The 18,362-nt window shown below is 71.1% G+C and carries 20 protein-coding genes; 11 read left to right on the forward strand and 9 right to left on the reverse strand.

All coding sequences use genetic code 11. The features are described 5' to 3' along the window. Window positions 1-113: 113 nt before the first annotated feature. Window positions 114-1,202, reverse strand: a complete 1,089-nt coding sequence (ychF, locus tag ACQUSR_RS11325; protein WP_431042441.1) for a redox-regulated ATPase YchF — start codon at window positions 1,200-1,202, stop codon at window positions 114-116. Window positions 1,203-1,686: 484 nt separating this feature from the next. On the opposite strand from ychF, the gene ACQUSR_RS11330 reads away from it, so the two are divergent. Next, window positions 1,687-2,271 carry a DUF6542 domain-containing protein gene (locus tag ACQUSR_RS11330; protein ID WP_431042442.1) on the forward strand — a complete coding sequence of 195 codons (585 nt, stop codon included), beginning with the start codon at window positions 1,687-1,689 and terminating at the stop codon, window positions 2,269-2,271. Here ACQUSR_RS11330 and ppgK read toward each other — a convergent pair. Both ppgK and ACQUSR_RS11340 read right to left on the reverse strand, forming a co-directional pair. Beyond that, a complete protein-coding gene (gene ppgK / locus ACQUSR_RS11335) occupies window positions 2,159-2,941 on the reverse strand; it encodes a polyphosphate--glucose phosphotransferase (RefSeq protein ID WP_431042443.1) in 783 nt (260 codons plus the stop codon). The genes ACQUSR_RS11330 and ppgK overlap by 113 nt on opposite strands. Window positions 2,942-3,136: 195 nt before the next feature. Next, window positions 3,137-4,120, reverse strand: coding sequence for a 4-hydroxy-3-methylbut-2-enyl diphosphate reductase (locus ACQUSR_RS11340; RefSeq protein WP_431042444.1), 984 nt, complete (start codon window positions 4,118-4,120; stop codon window positions 3,137-3,139). A gap of 83 nt (window positions 4,121-4,203) precedes the next feature. Between ACQUSR_RS11340 and ACQUSR_RS11345 the strand changes: the two genes are divergently transcribed. From ACQUSR_RS11345 to ACQUSR_RS11360, 4 genes are all read left to right on the forward strand, one after another. Further along, window positions 4,204-5,916 carry an APC family permease gene (locus ACQUSR_RS11345; RefSeq protein ID WP_431042445.1) on the forward strand — a complete coding sequence of 571 codons (1,713 nt, stop codon included), beginning with the start codon at window positions 4,204-4,206 and terminating at the stop codon, window positions 5,914-5,916. Window positions 5,917-6,049: 133 nt separating this feature from the next. Next, the gene (gene xseA / locus ACQUSR_RS11350; RefSeq protein ID WP_431042446.1) at window positions 6,050-7,270 is read left to right on the forward strand and encodes an exodeoxyribonuclease VII large subunit; all 1,221 of its coding nucleotides are present in this window, start codon (window positions 6,050-6,052) and stop codon (window positions 7,268-7,270) included. Between the two features lie 10 nt (window positions 7,271-7,280). Then, window positions 7,281-7,556, forward strand: a complete 276-nt coding sequence (locus ACQUSR_RS11355; RefSeq protein ID WP_431042447.1) for an exodeoxyribonuclease VII small subunit — start codon at window positions 7,281-7,283, stop codon at window positions 7,554-7,556. A 242-nt stretch (window positions 7,557-7,798) separates the two neighbouring features. Next, window positions 7,799-8,389: a malonic semialdehyde reductase gene (locus ACQUSR_RS11360; RefSeq protein WP_431042448.1), complete on the forward strand. Its 591-nt coding sequence runs from the start codon at window positions 7,799-7,801 to the stop codon at window positions 8,387-8,389. A 194-nt stretch (window positions 8,390-8,583) separates the two neighbouring features. Here ACQUSR_RS11360 and ACQUSR_RS11365 read toward each other — a convergent pair whose 3' ends face one another. Next, window positions 8,584-9,117 carry a DUF4245 domain-containing protein gene (locus ACQUSR_RS11365; protein ID WP_431047510.1) on the reverse strand — a complete coding sequence of 178 codons (534 nt, stop codon included), beginning with the start codon at window positions 9,115-9,117 and terminating at the stop codon, window positions 8,584-8,586. A 180-nt stretch (window positions 9,118-9,297) separates the two neighbouring features. Between ACQUSR_RS11365 and glpX the strand changes: the two genes are divergently transcribed. Further along, the gene (gene glpX / locus ACQUSR_RS11370) at window positions 9,298-10,329 is read left to right on the forward strand and encodes a class II fructose-bisphosphatase (RefSeq protein ID WP_431042449.1); all 1,032 of its coding nucleotides are present in this window, start codon (window positions 9,298-9,300) and stop codon (window positions 10,327-10,329) included. Window positions 10,330-10,800: 471 nt separating this feature from the next. Here the strand turns inward: glpX and ACQUSR_RS11375 are convergent, their stop codons facing one another. Further along, entirely contained in the window at window positions 10,801-11,157 is a 357-nt protein-coding gene (locus tag ACQUSR_RS11375; protein WP_431042450.1) for a WhiB family transcriptional regulator, read from the reverse strand. 176 nt (window positions 11,158-11,333) lie between these two features. Further along, on the reverse strand, window positions 11,334-12,065 hold the full coding sequence (locus ACQUSR_RS11380; protein ID WP_431042451.1) for a DUF1707 SHOCT-like domain-containing protein: 732 nt from the start codon (window positions 12,063-12,065) through the stop codon (window positions 11,334-11,336). A 188-nt stretch (window positions 12,066-12,253) separates the two neighbouring features. Between ACQUSR_RS11380 and ACQUSR_RS11385 the strand changes: the two genes are divergently transcribed. Beyond that, entirely contained in the window at window positions 12,254-13,954 is a 1,701-nt protein-coding gene (locus ACQUSR_RS11385; RefSeq protein ID WP_431042452.1) for a fumarate hydratase, read from the forward strand. Between the two features lie 46 nt (window positions 13,955-14,000). Here the strand turns inward: ACQUSR_RS11385 and ACQUSR_RS11390 are convergent, their stop codons facing one another. Together ACQUSR_RS11390 and ACQUSR_RS11395 are read right to left on the reverse strand one after the other, a co-directional pair. Further along, window positions 14,001-14,246, reverse strand: coding sequence for a hypothetical protein (locus ACQUSR_RS11390; RefSeq protein WP_431042453.1), 246 nt, complete (start codon window positions 14,244-14,246; stop codon window positions 14,001-14,003). Between the two features lie 101 nt (window positions 14,247-14,347). Further along, entirely contained in the window at window positions 14,348-14,833 is a 486-nt protein-coding gene (locus tag ACQUSR_RS11395) for a DUF6247 family protein (protein WP_431042454.1), read from the reverse strand. Between the two features lie 135 nt (window positions 14,834-14,968). Here ACQUSR_RS11395 and ACQUSR_RS11400 point away from each other — a divergent pair, with 135 nt between their 5' ends. From ACQUSR_RS11400 to ACQUSR_RS11415, 4 genes are all read left to right on the forward strand, one after another. Then, entirely contained in the window at window positions 14,969-15,550 is a 582-nt protein-coding gene (locus ACQUSR_RS11400; RefSeq protein WP_431042455.1) for a GNAT family N-acetyltransferase, read from the forward strand. Between the two features lie 6 nt (window positions 15,551-15,556). Further along, window positions 15,557-16,201, forward strand: coding sequence for a hypothetical protein (locus tag ACQUSR_RS11405; RefSeq protein ID WP_431042456.1), 645 nt, complete (start codon window positions 15,557-15,559; stop codon window positions 16,199-16,201). Between the two features lie 129 nt (window positions 16,202-16,330). Next, on the forward strand, window positions 16,331-17,089 hold the full coding sequence (locus tag ACQUSR_RS11410; protein ID WP_431042457.1) for a LysR family transcriptional regulator: 759 nt from the start codon (window positions 16,331-16,333) through the stop codon (window positions 17,087-17,089). Further along, entirely contained in the window at window positions 17,089-17,280 is a 192-nt protein-coding gene (locus ACQUSR_RS11415) for a hypothetical protein (RefSeq protein WP_431042458.1), read from the forward strand. The genes ACQUSR_RS11410 and ACQUSR_RS11415 overlap by 1 nt, the downstream gene beginning before the upstream one ends. A gap of 15 nt (window positions 17,281-17,295) precedes the next feature. Here the strand turns inward: ACQUSR_RS11415 and ACQUSR_RS11420 are convergent, their stop codons facing one another. After that, on the reverse strand, window positions 17,296-18,189 hold the full coding sequence (locus ACQUSR_RS11420; RefSeq protein ID WP_431042459.1) for an alpha/beta fold hydrolase: 894 nt from the start codon (window positions 18,187-18,189) through the stop codon (window positions 17,296-17,298). Between the last annotated feature and the right edge of the window lie 173 nt (window positions 18,190-18,362).

Consider the following 18,362-nt stretch of genomic DNA (forward strand, 5'->3'; position numbering starts at 1 on the left):
AATTCCAGCACCATCCCAGCACGGGAAGAAACGAGGGGTCGACCCCCTCAGGAGTCGACCCCTTCTGACCTGCATGTTTGCCAGGCCGGTCAACGTGGTGCCAATTCCGCCACTCAGACGTTGAAGCGGAACTCCACCACGTCCCCGTCCTGCATCACGTACTCCTTGCCCTCCATGCGGGCCTTGCCCGCCGCGCGGGCGTCGGCGACCGAGCCGGTCTCGACCAGGTCGTCGAAGGAGATCACCTCGGCCTTGATGAAGCCCTTCTGGAAGTCGGTGTGGATCACACCGGCCGCCTCGGGGGCCGTCGCGCCCTTCTTGATCGTCCAGGCCCGGGCCTCCTTGGGGCCGGCCGTGAGGTACGTCTGGAGGCCCAGGGTGTCGAAGCCGACGCGGGCGAGGGTGGCCAGGCCCGGTTCGTCCTGGCCTACAGACTGGAGGAGTTCCAGGGCCTCCTCGTCGTCCAGCTCGGCGAGGTCGGCCTCCAGCTTGGCGTTCAGGAAGATCGCTTCGGCCGGGGCGACCAGGGCGCGCTGCTCGTCCTTGAAGGCGTCGTCCGTCAGCTCGTCCTCGTCGACGTTGAAGACGTAGAGGAACGGCTTGGTGGTGAGCAGGTGCAGGTCGTGCAGGATCGCGGCCTGCTCCGTGCCCTGGACGATGCCGGCCGAGAAGAGGGTGCGGCCCTCCTCCAGGATGGCCTTGACCTCCTCCACGGCCTTGACCTTGGGCTGGACGTCCTTCTTGATGCGCGCCTCCTTGGCCAGGCGCGGCAGGACCTTCTCGATGGTCTGGAGGTCGGCGAGGATCAGCTCGGTGTTGATCGTCTCGATGTCGTCCTTCGGCGAGACCTTGCCGTCGACGTGGACGACGTTCTCGTCCTTGAAGGCCCGGATGACCTGGCAGATCGCGTCGGACTCGCGAATGTTCGCCAGGAACTTGTTCCCCAGGCCCTCGCCCTCGCTCGCGCCGCGCACGATACCCGCGATGTCGACGAAGTCGACCGTGGCCGGGAGCTTGCGCTGCGAGGTGAAGATCTCTGCGAGCTTGTCCAGGCGCGGGTCGGGGACGCCTACCACGCCGACGTTCGGCTCGATGGTGGCGAACGGGTAGTTGGCCGCCAGGACGTCGTTCTTGGTCAGGGCGTTGAACAGGGTCGACTTACCGACATTCGGCAGACCGACGATTCCGATCGTGAGCGACACGTGGCGACTTCCCGTAACGGATGAGGAGTAAAGGACCGGGCCCCGGGCAGGGCCGGTCCCCCAGTTTACGGGGCCGGGGCACGCACCACCCCTGGCCGCGCCCCCGGCCGTGATCGCGACTGCCGTCTCGCCACCGGCCTCCGCCGGATCACGCCCCTCGCCGCGCCCGCGCCCGCCGTCTCGCCTCCCGCCTCTGCCGGGTCACGCCCTCGCCCCACCCACACCCGCCGTCTCGCCACCGGCCTCCGCAGGGTCACGCCCCTCGCCGCGCCCGCGCCCGCCGTCCCGCCTCCCGCTCTGGTCGACCGCGTTCGCGCCCGCCGTCTCCGGCCGACCCTTTCGCGCCCGCCGCCCTCGGAGGCTGCAGGCGCCCGTCCGGTCCGGTCTCCCTATCCTCCGACAATCGTTCGAACACGCCGCCAAGGTGAGTCAAACAGCGTGTCCATAGGTCTGCTCCTTGCCTCGGGCCGCCTAGGTTGGTGGGGTGGAGCCACACAGCACGCGTCCGCCCCGCCGCACGGCGGCCCCGCCGCCCCGCCCTGCCGCCGACGGCACCGTAGCCGCCACCGGTCCGGCCTCCTGGGCGCTCGCCCTGCGCGTCCGCATGCCCAGACCGCGGCTGACGGGATTCGGCACCGGGCTGCTCGCCGTGGTGGCCATGCTGGCCGTGGGCTGCCTGGACGCGCTGTTCTCCGGCTCCGCCGGTCTATACGGGGTGCTGTACCTCCTGACCTGCGTCGCCTGCGGGGTGTGGGTGCGGCCCGCGGACCTGCTCACCGCCCCGGTCGGCACGCCGATCGCCTTCCTGCTGGGGCTGTTCCCCGCCAACGACAGCGGGGACGGGCTGGGCGGCCAGGCGATGGGCGTGTTCACCTCGCTGTCGCTGAACGCGGGCTGGCTCTACGCCGGAACGCTGCTGACCGCCGTGATCGTGCTCGTACGCCGGGTCGCGCTGGTCAATCGCCGACAGCAGCTGCGGCGACGCCATGAGCAGCAGCGGCGGCAGCCATCCCCGCCCCCACGATCCCCGCGTTGTTCTGGAGCTCAGCGGGAACGATCTCGGCCCTGACACCCTCGATCAGCGGCAGGAACTTCTCCGCCTTGCGGCTCACCCCGCCCCCGATCACGAACAGCTCGGGCGACAGCAGCATCTCCACATGCGCCAGGTACTTCCGGACCCGGCGCGCCCAATGCTGCCAACTGAGGTCGTGGTCCTCCTTGGCCTTGGTCGAGGCGCGCTTCTCCGCCTCGTGCCCGTCCAGTTCGAGATGGCCGAGCTCGGTGTTGGGGACCAGCCGGCCACCGGTGAAGACGGCGCTGCCGATGCCGGTGCCGAAGGTGAGCAGGACGACCGTGCCGGTACGGCCCCGGCCCGCACCGAAGGCCATCTCCGCGTAGCCGGCCGCGTCCGCGTCGTTGAGTACGGTGACCGGTGATCCGAGCCGGTCGCTCAGCAGCCCGGCCGCGTCGACGCCGATCCAGCCCTTGTCGACATTGGCGGCCGTCCGCGTCGTACCGTCGGTCACCACACCGGGGAACGTGACCCCGACCGGACGGCCCTCCCAGCCGAAGTGCTCCGCGACCTCCCGGACGCGGTCCGCGACCGCGTCCGGAGTCGCGGGCTGCGGGGTCAGCACCTTGAAGCGCTCGTCGGCGAGGTCGCCGCGCTCCAGGTCGACCGGGGCGCCCTTGATGCCCGAACCTCCGATGTCCACGCCGAAGACGTTCGTCAGACTCATGACGCCAGGCTAGGGCGGTACGGCCCGCCGCACTCGTCAACTGGCGGTAACCGGCGGCCTGCCTCCCCCGGCGCGGCCTCCCTCAGACTCAGACTCAGACTCCGTCCGGGGGTGTCCGCAGAGGGGCCCCCAGCCGCCGCGATCGCGACGGCCCCGCGTCACTCCGCTTCCGGCACGGCCCCGACGCCCCCTGCGTCAGTCCTCTTCCTTCGCGGCCGCCGCCTCCGCGCGCAGGTCCCGGCGCAGCTCCTTCGGCAGCGAGAAGGTGATGGACTCCTCGGCCGTCTTCACGATCTCGACGTCCTCGTATCCGCGCTGCGCCAGCCACTCCAGGACCTGCTCGACCAGCACCTCGGGGACGGAGGCGCCGGAGGTGACGCCGACCGTCGCCACGCCCTCCAACCAGGCCTCGTCGATCTCGGAGGCGAAGTCCACCAGGTACGCCTCGCGCGCGCCCGCGAGTTTGGCGACCTCGACCAGGCGCTTGGAGTTCGAGGAGTTGCGCGAGCCGACCACGATCACCAGGTCGGACTCGGCGCCCATCTGCTTCACCGCCTGCTGGCGGTTCTGCGTCGCATAGCAGATGTCGTCGCTCGGCGGCGAGACGAGGAGCGGGAACTTCCCCTTCAGAGCGTCGACCGTCTCCATCGTCTCGTCGACGGAGAGCGTGGTCTGGGAGAGCCAGACGACCTTGGACGGGTCGCGAACCTCGACCTTGGCGACGTCGCCGGGGCCGTCGACCAGCTGGATGTGGTCCGGCGCCTCTCCCGACGTGCCGATGACCTCCTCATGGCCCTCGTGGCCGATCAGGAGGATGTCGTAGTCCTCGTCCGCGTACCGCACGGCCTCCTTGTGGACCTTGGTGACCAGGGGGCAGGTCGCGTCGATGGTGGCGAGCCGGCCGGCCTTGGCCTCCTCGTGGACCACGGGCGCCACGCCGTGCGCGGAGAACATCACGATCGACCCCTCGGGGACCTCCGACGTCTGCTCGACGAAGATCGCGCCCTTCCTCTCCAGGGTCTGTACGACGTACTTGTTGTGGACGATCTCGTGGCGCACGTAGATCGGCGCGCCGTACTGCTCCAGAGCCTTCTCGACGGCGATCACGGCACGGTCCACGCCCGCGCAGTAGCCCCGGGGGGCGGCGAGCAGGACCCGGCGGGAAGGCGTTGCAGTCATGCCCCCCATCGTAAGGCCGTGGCGCAGCCCGGGAAGCGCGGGACATTGGCCCAGACTGAGGCGGAGCGCTACGAGGAGGCCGGATGGCGGTACGGCGCGGCGGCAGCGGCGCCGATGACGGCGGCGGCCGCGGCGACGACCGCGCAGGTGGCGACCATGGCCGCGACCACGGCGATGGCGGCGGGCCCCGCGGCGACCGCGCTGGTGGCGACCATGGCCGCGACCACGACCACGGCGGCGGGCTGCGGCGCACGCTCACCTTCCGGGACCTCGTCGTCTACGGCCTGCTCTTCATCGCCCCGATGGCCCCGGTCGGCGTCTTCGGCACCCTCGACGCCACCTCGCACGGCGCGGTCGCGCTGGTCTACGCCGTGGCGACGGCCGCGATGGCGTTCACCGCCTTCTCGTACGCCCAAATGGTGCGGGTCGCCCCACAGGCGGGGTCGGTGTTCACCTACGCGCGGCTGGGGCTCGGCGAAGGCGCGGGGTTCGTCGCCGGGTGGATGGCGATGCTGGACTATCTGCTGATCCCGGCGGTCGCGTATCTGTTCTCCGGCATCGCGATGGAGGCGCTGGTACCGGAGGTGGACCGGTGGGTGTGGACTGCCGTCGCCGTCGTGGTCACCACGGGGCTGAACCTGTGCGGTGTACGGGCCGCCGCGCGGGTCGGCTTCCTGGTGCTGGCGATGGAGATCGCGGTGCTGGTGGTGTTCGTGTCGGCGGCGCTGGCGCAGCTGGCGGTGCACGGGGCGCGCCGCGACTGGGTCTCGCCGTTCACCGCGCAGGGGTCGCTCTCCCTGGGGGCGGTCCTCAGCGCGGTGTCGGTGGCGGTGCTGTCGTATCTGGGCTTCGACGCCATCGCGTCCTTCGCGGAGGAGGCGGAAGACCCGGAGGAGGGGAGAGCGCGTGAAGCGCTTCCCGGCCAGGGTGGTGGCAGACGCCGGGTGGGCGGCTCGGCGCAGGTCGCACGGGCGGGCAACTCGGCACAGGTCGCGCGGGCAGGCGGCTCGGCACAGGTCGCCCGGGCAGGCGGTTCGGCGCAGGTCGCACGGGCGGGCGGCTCGGCACAGGTCGCGCGGGCGGTGCTGACCTGCCTGGTGGTGGCAGGCGTGCTGTTCACTGCGCAGACGTACCTGGCGGCACTGCTGTCGCCGGTCCCGGCGGCGGAGCTGGCAGGCGATCCGGCGAAGCAGGGGGCCGCCTTCTACGACACGGTGGACGCGGCCGTCGGAGACTGGCTGCGCGACCTGGTGGCGGTGAGCAAGGCGATCGGCGCGGCCTTCGCCGCCCTGGCCGGGCAGGCCGCGGCCGCGCGGCTGGTGTTCGCGATGTCCCGCGACCGGCGGCTGCCCGCGACGCTGGCGAAGGTGGACGCCCACAGCGGGGTGCCGCGCCGGGCGCTACTGGGCTCGGGCGTCCTGACGCTGGTGGCGGCGGTGTGGGCGGCGCGGCGCGACGACGGCCTGGACCGGCTGGTGTCGGTGGTGGACATCGGAGCGCTGACGGCCTTCACGCTGCTGCACGCGTCGGTGATCGGCTGGTTCTGGATCCGCCGCCACGCGGATTCACGGCATCACGCGAATTCACGGCATCACGCGGACTCATCGCATGGGGGGCGGCATACGGAACGGCATCTGCTGCGGCACCTCCTGGTGCCGCTGCTGGGCATGGGCATCTCGGTCGCCGTGATCGTGCGGGCGTCGGGCGTGGCGCAGGTGGTCGGACTGATCTGGTGCGCGGTAGGGCTGGCCGTACTGCTGGCGGAACACAGGCTTCCGGCGCGCAGCGCGCGGTGACGGGATCCCTTGGCGGAACACAGGCTTCGGCGCGCACCGCGCGGTGACCGGATCCCCTGGTGGAACACAGGCTTCCGGCGCGGAGCGCGCGCTGACCGGATCCCCTGTCAGCACCGGCCGATACGCTCGGCGCATGGCAATCGACACCTCGGCGGAGTCCCCGATCCCGGTCGGCGAGGTCTCCCGGCTCATCGGCGGCTGGATCGACCGGCTCGGGGCGGTCTGGGTCGAGGGGCAGATCACCCAGCTGTCCCGGCGGCCCGGCGCCGGCGTGGTGTTCCTGACCCTGCGCGATCCCAGTTACGACATCTCGCTGTCCGTCACCTGCTTCCGCTCGGTCTTCGACAAGGTGGCGGACGTCGTCTCCGAGGGCGCGCGCGTCGTGGTCCAAGCGAAGCCGGAGTGGTACGCGCCGCGCGGCCAGCTGTCGCTCCGGGCCGCCGAGATCCGCCCGGTGGGCGTCGGCGAGCTGCTGGCCCGGCTGGAGCTGCTCAAGCGGTCGCTGGGGGCCGAGGGGCTCTTCGCGGCCGACCGGAAGAAGCCGCTGCCGTTCCTGCCGCAGCTCATCGGCCTGGTCTGCGGCCGCGCCTCGGCGGCGGAGCGGGACGTCCTGGAGAACGCCCGGCTGCGCTGGCCCGCCGTCCGCTTCGAGGTGCGCAACGTCGCCGTGCAGGGGGTGCACGCGGTGCCGCAGGTCGTGGCGGCGGTCCGGGAGCTGGACGCGCTGCCGGAGGTGGACGTGATCGTGGTGGCGCGCGGCGGCGGCAGCGTGGAGGACCTGCTGCCGTTCTCCGACGAGCAGCTGGTGCGGGCGGTGGCCGCCTGCGCCACCCCCGTGGTCTCCGCGATCGGGCACGAGCCGGACTCGCCGCTGCTGGACCTGGTGGCGGACCTGCGCGCCTCCACCCCCACCGACGCGGCCAAGAAGATCGTCCCGGACGTGGGCGAGGAGCTGTCCCGGATCCAGCAGCTGCGCGAGCGCGCGCTGCGGGCGGTGGGCGGCTTCCTGGACCGCGAGGAGCACGGGCTGGCCTCGGCGCTGGCCCGGCCGTGCATACAGCGGCCGCACCGCATGGTGGAGGAGCGCGCGGAGCAGGTCGACGCGCTGATCGAACGCGGCCGCCGCACCCTGGGGCATCTGCTGGACCGGGCCGACTCGGAGCTGGAGCACACCCGGGCGCGGGTGGTGGCCCTGTCCCCGGCGGCGACGCTGCGCCGGGGGTACGCGGTGCTCCAGCACGCGAACGGGTCGGTGGTCCGCGACCCCGCAGAGGTCGCGGCGGACGAACGGCTGCGGGCACGGGTCGCCGAAGGCGAGTTCACGGTCCGGGCCGCTGTCGGTGACCCCGCATAGGGTGTTGGGCATGTCGACAACTGACGGGGACCGGGACGGCATGACCGCGGAGTCCACCCTGGGGTACGAGCAGGCGCGCGACGAGCTGGTCGAGGTGGTACGCCGCCTGGAGGCGGGCGGCACGACGCTGGAGGAGTCGCTGGCGCTGTGGGAGCGCGGCGAGGAGCTGGCCCGGGTCTGCCGCCGCTGGCTCGACGGCGCGCGGGCCCGACTGGACGCGGCACTGGCCCGACCGGACGGCGCCCCTGCCGGGAGCGGCGAAACGGAGGCCGACGGCGAGCGCTGAGCGAGTACGCGGCACTGAGCGAGCGGGCGAGCGCTGAGCCGGTGCGCGGGCACTGAGCGAGCGGGCCAGCGCCGAGCGGCGCGCGGCACCGAGCGGGCGCGCGGACACTGAGCGGGTGGGCCAGAGAGCTGATCACGAACTGTGACACCGGCCACTCCACCCCCCATTTAGTTGAAACTTAATACATGAGGTGTACGGTAGTTGATGTCAGAACGACCCCGTACGCACCCAGAAGGTTCGCCATGACTCTCGCTCTCGACGCAGCCGCCCAGGACCTGCTCTTCCGTGAAGCCCACACCGCCAACACCTTCACCGCCGAGCCGGTCGCCGAGGAGCAGGTCCAGGCGATCTACGACCTGGTGAAGTACGCGCCGACCGCGTTCAACCAGTCGCCGCTGCGGATCGTCCTCGTCCGCTCCGAGGAGGCCCGCGAGCGCCTGGTCTCGCACATGGCCGAGGGCAATCAGGAGAAGACCCGCACCGCACCGCTGGTCGCGATCCTGGCCGCGGACAACGAGTTCCACAGCGAGCTGCCCACGCTCTTCCCGCACTTCCCGCAGGCCAAGGACGTCTTCTTCGCCGAGCGCGGCGCCCGCGAGCAGTCGGCGGCGCTCAACGCCTCGCTCCAGGCGGCGTACTTCATCGTCGGTGTGCGCGCCGCCGGGCTCGCAGCGGGCCCGATGACCGGCTTCGACCCCGCCGGCGTCCAGAAGGAGTTCCTGGACGACGACCACACGCCGCTGATGGTCGTGAACATCGGCAAGCCGGGCGAGAACGCCTCGTACCCGCGCTCCCCGCGGCTCGCCTACGACCAGGTCGTCACCACGGTCTGACCCTCAGGGTCAACCCCGAAGCGGCCCCAGCCGAAGCGGTCCGAGCCGAAAGGCCCGAGCCGAAACGATCTGGCGTCGCCCCCCGATCGGCCCCGCAGCCCCCATGCGGTGGCCATTCCGAGGCCCCGTACCCCGCAGGGCCTCGGAAGGCGGGATCCATGCCCCCGTAGGACCCCGTCCCCTGGCCGCCGCGCTCAGCCCTTCCCGGTCTGCAGCGCGGCGGCCATCTTCGTCAGCTGCGCGAACGAGGCGGTGCCGGTGACCACCGTGGTCACGCCCTCGCCCTCGTGCACCAGCGCGTCGTACTTCGGACCCGTGTACCGCTGCCAGGTCCTGCCGCCGATGCGCTGCGACTTCTCCGTCTTGCGTGCCTCCTGCGTGACCTCATCGATGAAGGTCACGCGCCGGCCGTCGCTCTGCTCGACCGCCACGTACTCGTCGTCCTGGTCCAGGAAGCCCAGGTGCCAGGCCGCGCCCACCTTGCTCTGAGGCTCGTACGACACCGACGTCGCACGCCAGCCCTCGGGCAGGCCACCCCGCTCCGGGGCGGCCACCGGGTAGGGCGCCGCGCGCCGGACGGTCGCCAGTTCCACGCTGTAGTCGACCGTCTTGATCGGGTCCTTGTCCTCGTCGTACGCGGTGAAGACGTAGATGACCCCGGCGACGCCGACGACGACCGCCAGCGACTGCACCAGGCCCCGCAGGGTCTTCGGCTTCCTGTCACGCATATCTGCCACGCGCCTATGGTCCCCTATGGCCGGAACCGCCCGGCAAACGGGCCCGGAAGGCGTCAAGGTTCCGCTCGCCTTTCCGCTCATGCGTAGGGCGCCCTGCTCACATTCACCATGAACGGATAAAGTCATGAGCACCCTCATTCCGGCCGTCGCCGTACAGAAAGGTGCGCTCCGATGACCGAGCACAGCCTGCCGTCTCCCCTCGTGGTCAGCCCCGAGGCCCCCGACCGCAACCTGGCCCTGGAGCTCGTCCGGGTCACCGAGGCCGGCGCCATGGCCTCGGGCCGCTGGGTGGGGCGCGGTGACAAGAACGGTGCGGACGGCGCCGCCGTCAAGGCCATGCGCTCGCTGATCCACACCGTCTCGATGAACGGCGTCGTGGTCATCGGCGAGGGCGAGAAGGACAACGCGCCCATGCTTTACAACGGCGAGCGCGTGGGCGACGGGACCGGCCCGGAGTGCGACGTGGCCGTGGACCCGGTGGACGGCACCACCCTCACCGCCAAGGGCATGGCCAACGCCGTCTCCGTTATGGCCGTCGCCGAGCGCGGCTCGATGTTCGACCCGTCCGCGGTCTTCTACATGGAGAAGCTCGTCACCGGTCCCGAGGCCGCCGAGTTCGTCGACATCACCGCGCCGGTGGGGGTGAACATCCGAAGGGTCGCGAAAGCGAAGAACTCCAGCCCCGAGGACGTCACCGTCGTCATCCTCGACCGCCCCCGGCACGAGGGCATCGTCAAGGAGATCCGGGAGACCGGCGCCCGCATCAAGTTCATCTCCGACGGCGACGTGGCCGGTGCGATCATGGCGGCCCGCGAGGGCACCGGCGTGGACCTGCTGATGGGTGTCGGCGGCACGCCGGAGGGCATCATCGCGGCCTGTGCCATCAAGTGCCTGGGCGGCACCATCCAGACCCGGCTGTGGCCCAAGGACGACGAGGAGCGCCAGCGCGCCCTCGACGCGGGCCACGACCTGGACCGGGTGCTGGGCACGGACGACCTGGTCCGCGGGGACAACGTCTTCTTCGTCGCCACGGGCATCACCGACGGCGACCTGCTGCGCGGTGTGCGCTACCGCGCGGAGACCGCGACCACGCAGTCGCTGGTCATGCGTTCCAAGTCCGGCACGATCCGGCAGATCGACTCCACGCACCGGCTGTCGAAGCTGCGGGCGTACGCGTCGGTGGACTTCGAACGCGCCCGCTGAGGCCGCTGCGCGACGGAAGCCGCCCGTTCCCGGCCGGCCGACGGCGGAGTGACGGTGGCGGTGTGGCCGGTTCAGCCGTCGGGCCGCCGGGGCGATTCCTTCCCTGGCCCGCCTCCGCCCGCACGCCGCATCCGATGTGCGGTACCGCCGCGTGGTGGGGCTCCGCCCCGGGCCCCGGTCCTCAAAGGTGTCGGGCGGGCTGGTTTCCAGCCCGTCCAGCACCTTTGAGGACGAATCCGGGAAGGGGCGGGGTGGGGAAGAAGACCCACGCCTGGGACGACCACGGCAAGCCGGGAAGCCACAGGAGCCCCAGCCTCAGACACCGCCCGCCTACGGGGAACGGGCCGGACCCCCGCCTCGTTCGCGGGGTCCGGCCCGTTCCCGGTGTTCGGCGGCCGTCACGCCGCCCTCGCGTCTTGGCGGCCGTCACGCCGCCCCGTGTTCGGCGGCGGTCACGCCGCCCGCGCGTGATCAGCCCGCCGCGGCGACCCGCACCGCGCGCTGCAGCTCCGCCTCCCGGCGCCGGCGGCGGGCCAGCACCACCCGGCGCTCGGCCGCGGTCAGCCCGCCCCACACCCCGTACGGCTCGGGCTGGAGCAGCGCGTGCTCCCGGCACTCGATCATCACCGGGCAGCGGGCGCACACCCGCTTCGCGGCCTCTTCCCGCGCCAGCCGCGCCGCCGTCGGCTCCTTGGACGGGGCGAAGAACAGCCCGGCCTCGTCCCGGCGGCACACCGCCTCTGAATGCCAGGGGCCGGCCTGGTCCCGAGCGGAGATACGCTGCGGGGGCGCTGCGGCGTCCTGCAGGGGCTGATGCGGTTGCAGCACGGTCTACTCCTGACGACGGCTCCGGTGGACACCCTTGCCCGCCTCCTGAGGTACGGCCCTTGACACCCCCATCGGCCGTACAGAGACGATGCACCAAGCCTTACCCGCTGTGCGTGTGCTTATGCACACCGTGGCCTTGGCCTTACGGCGCGGTGCGCCAGGGCGCAAGAGCGCTGTCACCCGGCCCGGAGGTTTTTGAGGCGCTTTCCGCGTATCCGCCTGACCTCCACGCCCCCGAACAGGGCGTAGCCCCGCACGACGATCACCGGTGCCGCCGGGTCGGTCGCGTCGCCCGTCGACACGTCGAAGCCGCCGAAGATCCCGGTGCCGCCGCCGCGCAGCGAGACGTTCTCCGGGACCTTGATGGCCACCTCGCCGAAGATCGCGGTGGCGTTCACGACGATCTCCTGCTGTTCGAAGATCGCCTGGGTCAGGTCGATCTCGACCCCGCCGAAGAACATCGCGAAGGCGTTCGTCCGCCGCCTGACCCGCCAGCGCCCCTGACGCGCCGAGCGGCCGAACACCGCCACGAGATTCTCCGAGGCGGGACCGCCGCGTGCGGGACCGGGCGGCGGCTGCGCGGCGTCGTACCCGGCGGCGGAGCCAGAAGCGGAGCCAGAACCGGAAGCGGAGCCGGAACCGGGAGCCGAGTCGGAACCGGATGCCGAGTCGGAACCGGATGCCGCCGCGGGCAAGTCCCGCATCAGGGGCTCCAGTTCGCCGCGGGTCCTGGCCCGGGAGACCGCGTCGATCCGCTCCGCGTGCCCCTCCGGGTCGATCCGCCCCTCCGCGAGCCCTTCGCGGAGCATGTCCGCGACGCGGTCGCGGTCGGCGTCGGAGGCGCGGATGTCGCCCTCCGCGACGGCCCTCTTCGGGGACTTCTCGAAAGGCGCCAGCTGCTCGTCCACCCGACCAGCGTAGCGAAACGCGATAGATCGCGATAGGACCGATATCGAAGCCCAGGCAACCCGAGCCCTCCCGGGGGCGAACTGAGCCTTACCTCACAAGTACGGCCCGCGCGCCGCGCTCTACGCTGGTGGACGCGCTGTCGAAGACGCCAGCCGCGTAGCCGTCTGCCGAGTGAGGAATGGCCGCAATGCCCCCTGTCTCCCGCCCGACCCTCCCTGCGTTCGCCTATACGGATCTGCTGCCCCTAGGCGAGGACGCCACGCCCTACCGCCTGGTGACCTCCGAGGGCGTGAGCACCTTCGAGGCCGACGGGCGCACCTTCCTGAAGGTGGAGCCGGAGGCGCTGCGGAAGCTGGCGGCCGAGGCGATGCACGACATCTCGCACTACCTGCGGCCCGCGCACCTCGCCCAGCTCCGCAAGATCATCGATGACCCCGAGGCGTCCGCCAACGACAAGTTCGTCGCCCTGGACCTGCTGAAGAACGCGAACATCGCGGCGGCCGGCGTGCTGCCGATGTGCCAGGACACGGGCACCGCGATCGTGATGGGCAAGCGCGGCCAGAACGTCCTCACCTCGGGCGGCGACGAGGAAGCCCTCTCCCGCGGCATCTACGACGCGTACACCGAGCTGAACCTGCGCTACTCGCAGATGGCCCCGCTGACCATGTGGGACGAGAAGAACACCGGCTCGAACCTGCCCGCGCAGATCGAGCTGTACGCGACCGACGGCGGCGCGTACAAGTTCCTGTTCATGGCCAAGGGCGGCGGCTCGGCCAACAAGTCCTTCCTCTTCCAGGAGACGAAGGCCGTGCTCAACGAGGCGAGCATGATGAAGTTCCTGGAGGAGAAGATCCGCTCGCTCGGTACGGCCGCCTGCCCGCCGTACCACCTGGCGATCGTCGTCGGCGGCACCTCCGCCGAGTACGCGCTGAAGACCGCGAAGTACGCCTCCGCGCACTACCTCGACGAGCTGCCGGAGGAGGGCTCTCCGCTCGGTCACGGCTTCCGCGACAAGGACCTGGAGGACAAGGTCTTCGAGCTGACGCAGAAGATCGGCATCGGGGCGCAGTTCGGCGGCAAGTACTTCTGCCACGACGTGCGCGTGGTCCGCCTCCCCCGGCACGGCGCGTCCTGCCCGGTCGCCATCGCCGTCTCCTGCTCCGCCGACCGCCAGGCGGTCGCGAAGATCACCGCCGAGGGCGTCTTCCTGGAGCAGTTGGAGACCGACCCGGCGCGCTTCCTGCCGGAGACCACGGACGAGGAGCTGACCAAGGGCGCGGGCCCGGACCTGGACGCGATCTCCATCGACCTCAACCAGCCGATGGACGACATCCTGGCCGAGCTGACCAAGCACCCGGTCAAGACCCGCCTCTCTCTGACCGGCACGCTCGTCGTCGCCCGCGACATCGCGCACGCGAAGATCAAGGAGCGGCTGGACGCGGGCGAGGAGATGCCGGAGTATCTGCGGAACCACCCGGTCTACTACGCGGGCCCGGCCAAGACCCCCGAGGGCTTCGCCTCCGGTTCCTTCGGCCCGACGACGGCCGGCCGCATGGACTCCTACGTCGAGCAGTTCCAGGCCGCGGGCGGCTCGAAGGTGATGCTCGCCAAGGGCAACCGGAGCAAGCAGGTGACGGACGCGTGCGCCGCGCACGGCGGCTTCTACCTCGGCTCGATCGGCGGCCCGGCGGCCCGCCTGGCCCAGGACTGCATCAAGAAGGTCGAGGTCCTCGAATACGAGGAGCTGGGCATGGAGGCGGTCTGGAAGATCGAGGTGGAGGACTTCCCGGCGTTCATCGTGGTGGACGACAAGGGCAACGACTTCTTCACCGACCCGGGTCCTGCCCAGCCGTTCGTCACGAACATCCCGGTGCGGCAGGGCAGCTGACCGCCCACGGGCCCCGCCGCCTGGCGGGGCCCGTCTGCTCGCCGACCTATTCGGTGTCCTTGGGGTGCCGGGGCGAGGCATAGACCAGGATGACGGTCTTCCTGCCGTCATCGATGAGATAGCGCACCCGGCCTCCGCTGGTGACCTCGTACTCCCACTGGTCCAGGCTTTTCCCCTTCCACTCCCTTGTCGCCAGCTTGCCCTTGAGTTGGTGCTGGCGATCCCAGTCGGCGTGGGAGCGCGGGTCGGCGCGTAGAGCCTCAAGGCAGCGGTGGGTGTTCGCTAACGCCACGCGACACAGTTCCTCCCACCCGTTCGCGGCGTCGCTGGTTCCGTAAACGACATCCCAGCCGTCGAGCGGCGGCACGCTGACTCGGTCGCCCTTCTCGGGGCTCACGCGCGGACCTCGACAGGTCCAAGGTCGTCGCCCGCCAGAGGTCGAAGCGCATCCTTGCGCTGTTCAGGGTCGGCGTAGATCCGGGCGGTTGCGCGCCAGCTCGTGATCACCCGGTTCACCGCCCCTTCCGCACCCAGCTCAGCCGCGTCCGAGAGAGCCTGGACCAATTCGACCGTGAAGGCGCGCACCTCTTCGGCGTCCAGGTGGCGAACCCATGGGAAGACCTCTGGGAGCGCGAGCAGCAGCGTCCGGGCGCTGTCGTCCTGCTTCATGAGCGCAAGAAACAGCCGTGATGCCGTGGTCAGGTTGTCTTCCCTCTGCTCAGCGCGGGCGGCGGTCGTGAGGACGAAGTCCTCGCTGTCCCGATGAGTGACACGCACCTCGCCGAGGGCTGCGGCCTTCTCCGCCACGGCCTTGGGGTTTCTCGACAAGTCGGTGAAGGTGACGGCTTCCGATCGGTGGTCCGGGTGCGTGATGCTCATACCCTCAAGGTACTCAGATCACAATCTGATGTCTATCGGAATCCAGACGGCGCACACCGACGGGCCCGGTTGTCGCTGATGCGAGCGCGCGATATTGGGTGGTCAACCCGGGCTGCCACCCGTGACGATCACCCCATGCGCACCTTCCTCGAGAGCCCGCGACTGCGGCTGCGCCGCTTCACCGAGGCCGATCTGGATCTCCTGGTCGGTCTCGACAACGACCCCGAGGTCATGCGCTACCTCAACGGCGGCCGCCCGGTCCCCCGCGAGACCCTGCGCACCCGGTCGCTCCCGCGCCTGCTCCACATCCACCCGTGCACCGGCGAGCCCGGGTTCTGGGCCGCCGAGGAGCGGAGTACGGGGGCATGGCTGGGCTGGTTCGAGTTCCGGCCGGTGGACGACGACGGCGGCGGCGAGGTGGTCGAACTCGGCTACCGGCTGCACAAGGCCGCGTGGGGCCGCGGCTACGCCACGGAAGGCTCCCGCGCCCTCATCCGCAAGGGCTTCACGGAGCTGGGCGTACGGCGCGTGACCGCGAACACCATGGCGGTCAACGCCGGATCGCGGCGCGTGATGGAGAAGGCGGGCCTGCGGTATCTGCGGACGTACTTCCAGGACTGGCCGGAGGCGATCGACGGCTCCGAGCAGGGGGAGGTGGAGTACGTCCTCACGTACGAGGACTGGTCCACGGGCCCGGAGGTGCGGCGGCTAGGCTGACGCCCCATGCCCACTCCCTCCGCCCCCGCCCCGGACGCGACGCAGGTGCCGCTCGGCACGCACCACCTGCGCGGCACGCTGCCCATGAGTCTCACCCTGACGGTGCTGGGAGGGGGTGGCGTAGCCGGCGTCTGTACCGCCCTCGTCTCCCATCACGCGGCAGGACAGGTCGTCGGCGGACTCTTCGGCCTCGCGATCCTGGGCTTCCTGGCCTTCTTCGGTGTCACGATGACCGCCGCGGCCTGGCAGGGGCGCGGCGCGGTGGTGTACGTGGACGGCACCGGCCTGTGGCTGCACAACCAGCACGGTGGCGCGCTCATACGCTGGGACTCCCTGGCGGGCGTCGGGGTCTTCTGGAGCAAGGCCGGGCGCGGCGCCACGCAGTACAGCATCGAGCTGTGCCCCCTCGGACCCATCGACCGCGACCACCCGGTGCTGTGGCCCCTGGTACGGGACGAGGAACCACTGCGCCCCGGACTCCCCCGGCTGCGGTACCGGTTGGGCGTAAGGAAGCGCTCGGGCCGCGTCCTCGACCCCGCGATCCAGGCACGCGTCCCGCACCTGTGGTTCGGCACCGTCGAGCGCGACCGGCTCCACGTCGGGCTCCCGGACGTCAAGGGCCACCGGCTGCGTACGAGCCGCGCGTCCTAGTGACTCCAGCCGTCGTTTGACTCCAGCCGTCGTTCGTGAAGAGCTCATCAAAGCGGCGATGAAAGCGATTGATAGCCTCGACCGCATGGGGGTGGACGGCTGTGGTCGGCCGTCCTGACAGGGGGAATCATGGCGACCGATCCGAGTGCGCATCAGTTGCGCCTACTGCTCGTGCTGGCGGAGGAGCTGCACTTCGGCCGTGCAGCAAAACGGCTGTACATCAGCCAGCCCGCGCTCAGCCGGCAGATCCGCTCCCTTGAGGAGCACCTGGGGGTGCCCCTCGTGGAGCGGTCCACGCGGCGAGTGGAACTCACGGCGGCCGGGGAGGCGCTGCTGCCACACGTACGGGCCGTGGTGTCGGCCGTCGACGGTCTGCGTGGTGCCGCGGAGGTGGAAGCGCGTCCACCGGCATCGGACCGCGTGGTGCTGGGTTCCTATGTCTCAGGCCTTCCCGCGATGCGGATCCTCCTCGATGAGCTGCGTCAGCGTCATCCGGTCCCCGAGGTCGAGTGGCGAACCGTGGGCCCCATCGATCAGGCACGCGCGCTGCTGGACGGGGACGTCGACGCGGCCTTCTGCTACGGCCCCATGCCCGAGGGCATCCAGACACTGCCGCTGGCGACCGAACGGCGCCTCGTCTGCCTGCCCGACACCCATCCGCTGGCGGACCGCAAGGCAGTGACCCTGGCCGACTTGGCCGACCTGCCCGTCGTCGGCTTCTCGCCTCAGATAGACCGCGAATGGCGCGAGTTCTGGGCCGTCGACCCACGCCCCGACGGAACTCCCGTACGGTACGCCGACCAGACGGGGACCACACTGGAAGCCTGCATCGCCCTCGTAGCCTGGGGCACGGCATCCGGTTCGTCTCCGAAAGCGGCCGGGAACTGATGCCTCGGCCCGGCATCCGCTTCCTGCCCGTCACCGACCTCACCCCGTGCACGGCGCTGCTCGCCTGGCAGGCCACCCGGCCCCTCAGCCCCGCCTTCGGCACACTCCTGCGGGTCCTGCGCGCCCACGCCCGCACCACGGCCGAAGAGGGCCTTCACTCCACCAATCAGCGCTGGTGGAAGGTGGCCTGACGCGACGACAAGCGATCAACGGCGTTGCGTGCTGCGGCCCGAGCGGGCCTCGACGGCGCTCACGAAGGCAGGCACACGGCTGTTCAGCACCCGCACCGGGATCGCGTGCCCGGCTCCCCGCACGATCTCGGTCCGTGCGTCCGGCAGGAGCCGGCGCGCCCTGGCCTCCGCGCGGCGGGCGTCGGTGGCGCGACTGTCACCGCCCATCAGCAGCAGGACGGGGGCGGTCACCGAGCGCAGTTCCTCGTCGCCGATTCGCCGCGGCGGGATCAGCCGCCCGCGGTAGCCGCGCATCGCCTCCAGGACCACGCGCGTCTGCGCCTCGGCCGCCTCGGGGCTCTCGCCCGGGTCGCCGACGAGCCTCGTGAACCAGCGGCGCTGAAAGCGCTCCGAGCCGCTCAGCAGGGCGGCGACGGCACCCAGGACGAAGCCCGGCCTGAGCGGGGCCAAAGCTCCCACCGGGTCGGCCAGGGTGAGTGAGGCGACGCGACCGGGGGCCCGTACGGCGTGGTTGAGGGCCACCCAGCCGCCGTAGGAATGCCCGACCAGGTGGGCACGGTCCGCACCGAGCCCGGTGAGGACCTCTTCCAGCCAGGCCGCCGTGTCGTCCGCCGTACGGATCGGGGCCGTCTGCGAGCTGTAACCGGGCTCCCCCACGCGGTCGACGGCCAACACGGGACGCCCCTCGGCGAACGCGGCGACGCTGGAGGCCCAGACGGCCGGTGTCGCGTTCTGGCCGGGCAGCAGGACGAGCGGGATGCCGTCGCCCTCACCGTGGACGTGGACGCGGGTGCTGCCGAAGCGGGTCTCGATGTCCCGTTCCTCGCGCGGACTCGGCCAGTGCTCCATCGCCCGGTCGTACGCGTCCAGGAACCGCCCCCGCGCCTCGACACCGGTGAATCGCCCCATGTGTGCGCCTGCGCCCATAAGGCCGCCTCTCTCCTATGGCGGTCCCACCCGGCCGCGACTGTTCCATCCTCCCCGGCGCGCATTCACATGAGAATGGCTTGTTAATGCAGTTGCAAGAGCCACTGATAACGTCGGCTGCATCAGTCGGCGGCGGACGGCCAACCGCCCCGGCA

Origin of the sequence: Streptomyces sp. P1-3, from assembly GCF_050613155.1 — a bacterium.
GTDB lineage: Bacteria > Actinomycetota > Actinomycetes > Streptomycetales > Streptomycetaceae > Streptomyces.

Excerpts from the sequence above, each read along its gene's own strand:
- ppgK (WP_431042443.1), bottom strand. The coding sequence starts at position 2,941 with ATGAGTCTGACGAACGTCTTCGGCGTGGACATCGGAGGTTCGGGCATC.
- ACQUSR_RS11340 (WP_431042444.1), bottom strand. The coding sequence starts at position 4,120 with ATGACTGCAACGCCTTCCCGCCGGGTCCTGCTCGCCGCCCCCCGGGGC.
- ACQUSR_RS11345 (WP_431042445.1), top strand. The coding sequence starts at position 4,204 with ATGGCGGTACGGCGCGGCGGCAGCGGCGCCGATGACGGCGGCGGCCGC.
- xseA (WP_431042446.1), top strand. The coding sequence starts at position 6,050 with ATGGCAATCGACACCTCGGCGGAGTCCCCGATCCCGGTCGGCGAGGTC.
- ACQUSR_RS11355 (WP_431042447.1), top strand. The coding sequence starts at position 7,281 with ATGTCGACAACTGACGGGGACCGGGACGGCATGACCGCGGAGTCCACC.
- ACQUSR_RS11360 (WP_431042448.1), top strand. The coding sequence starts at position 7,799 with ATGACTCTCGCTCTCGACGCAGCCGCCCAGGACCTGCTCTTCCGTGAA.
- ACQUSR_RS11365 (WP_431047510.1), bottom strand. The coding sequence starts at position 9,117 with ATGCGTGACAGGAAGCCGAAGACCCTGCGGGGCCTGGTGCAGTCGCTG.
- glpX (WP_431042449.1), top strand. The coding sequence starts at position 9,298 with ATGACCGAGCACAGCCTGCCGTCTCCCCTCGTGGTCAGCCCCGAGGCC.
- ACQUSR_RS11385 (WP_431042452.1), top strand. The coding sequence starts at position 12,254 with ATGCCCCCTGTCTCCCGCCCGACCCTCCCTGCGTTCGCCTATACGGAT.
- ACQUSR_RS11395 (WP_431042454.1), bottom strand. The coding sequence starts at position 14,833 with ATGAGCATCACGCACCCGGACCACCGATCGGAAGCCGTCACCTTCACC.
- ACQUSR_RS11400 (WP_431042455.1), top strand. The coding sequence starts at position 14,969 with ATGCGCACCTTCCTCGAGAGCCCGCGACTGCGGCTGCGCCGCTTCACC.
- ACQUSR_RS11405 (WP_431042456.1), top strand. The coding sequence starts at position 15,557 with ATGCCCACTCCCTCCGCCCCCGCCCCGGACGCGACGCAGGTGCCGCTC.
- ACQUSR_RS11410 (WP_431042457.1), top strand. The coding sequence starts at position 16,331 with ATGGCGACCGATCCGAGTGCGCATCAGTTGCGCCTACTGCTCGTGCTG.
- ACQUSR_RS11415 (WP_431042458.1), top strand. The coding sequence starts at position 17,089 with ATGCCTCGGCCCGGCATCCGCTTCCTGCCCGTCACCGACCTCACCCCG.
- ACQUSR_RS11420 (WP_431042459.1), bottom strand. The coding sequence starts at position 18,189 with ATGGGGCGATTCACCGGTGTCGAGGCGCGGGGGCGGTTCCTGGACGCG.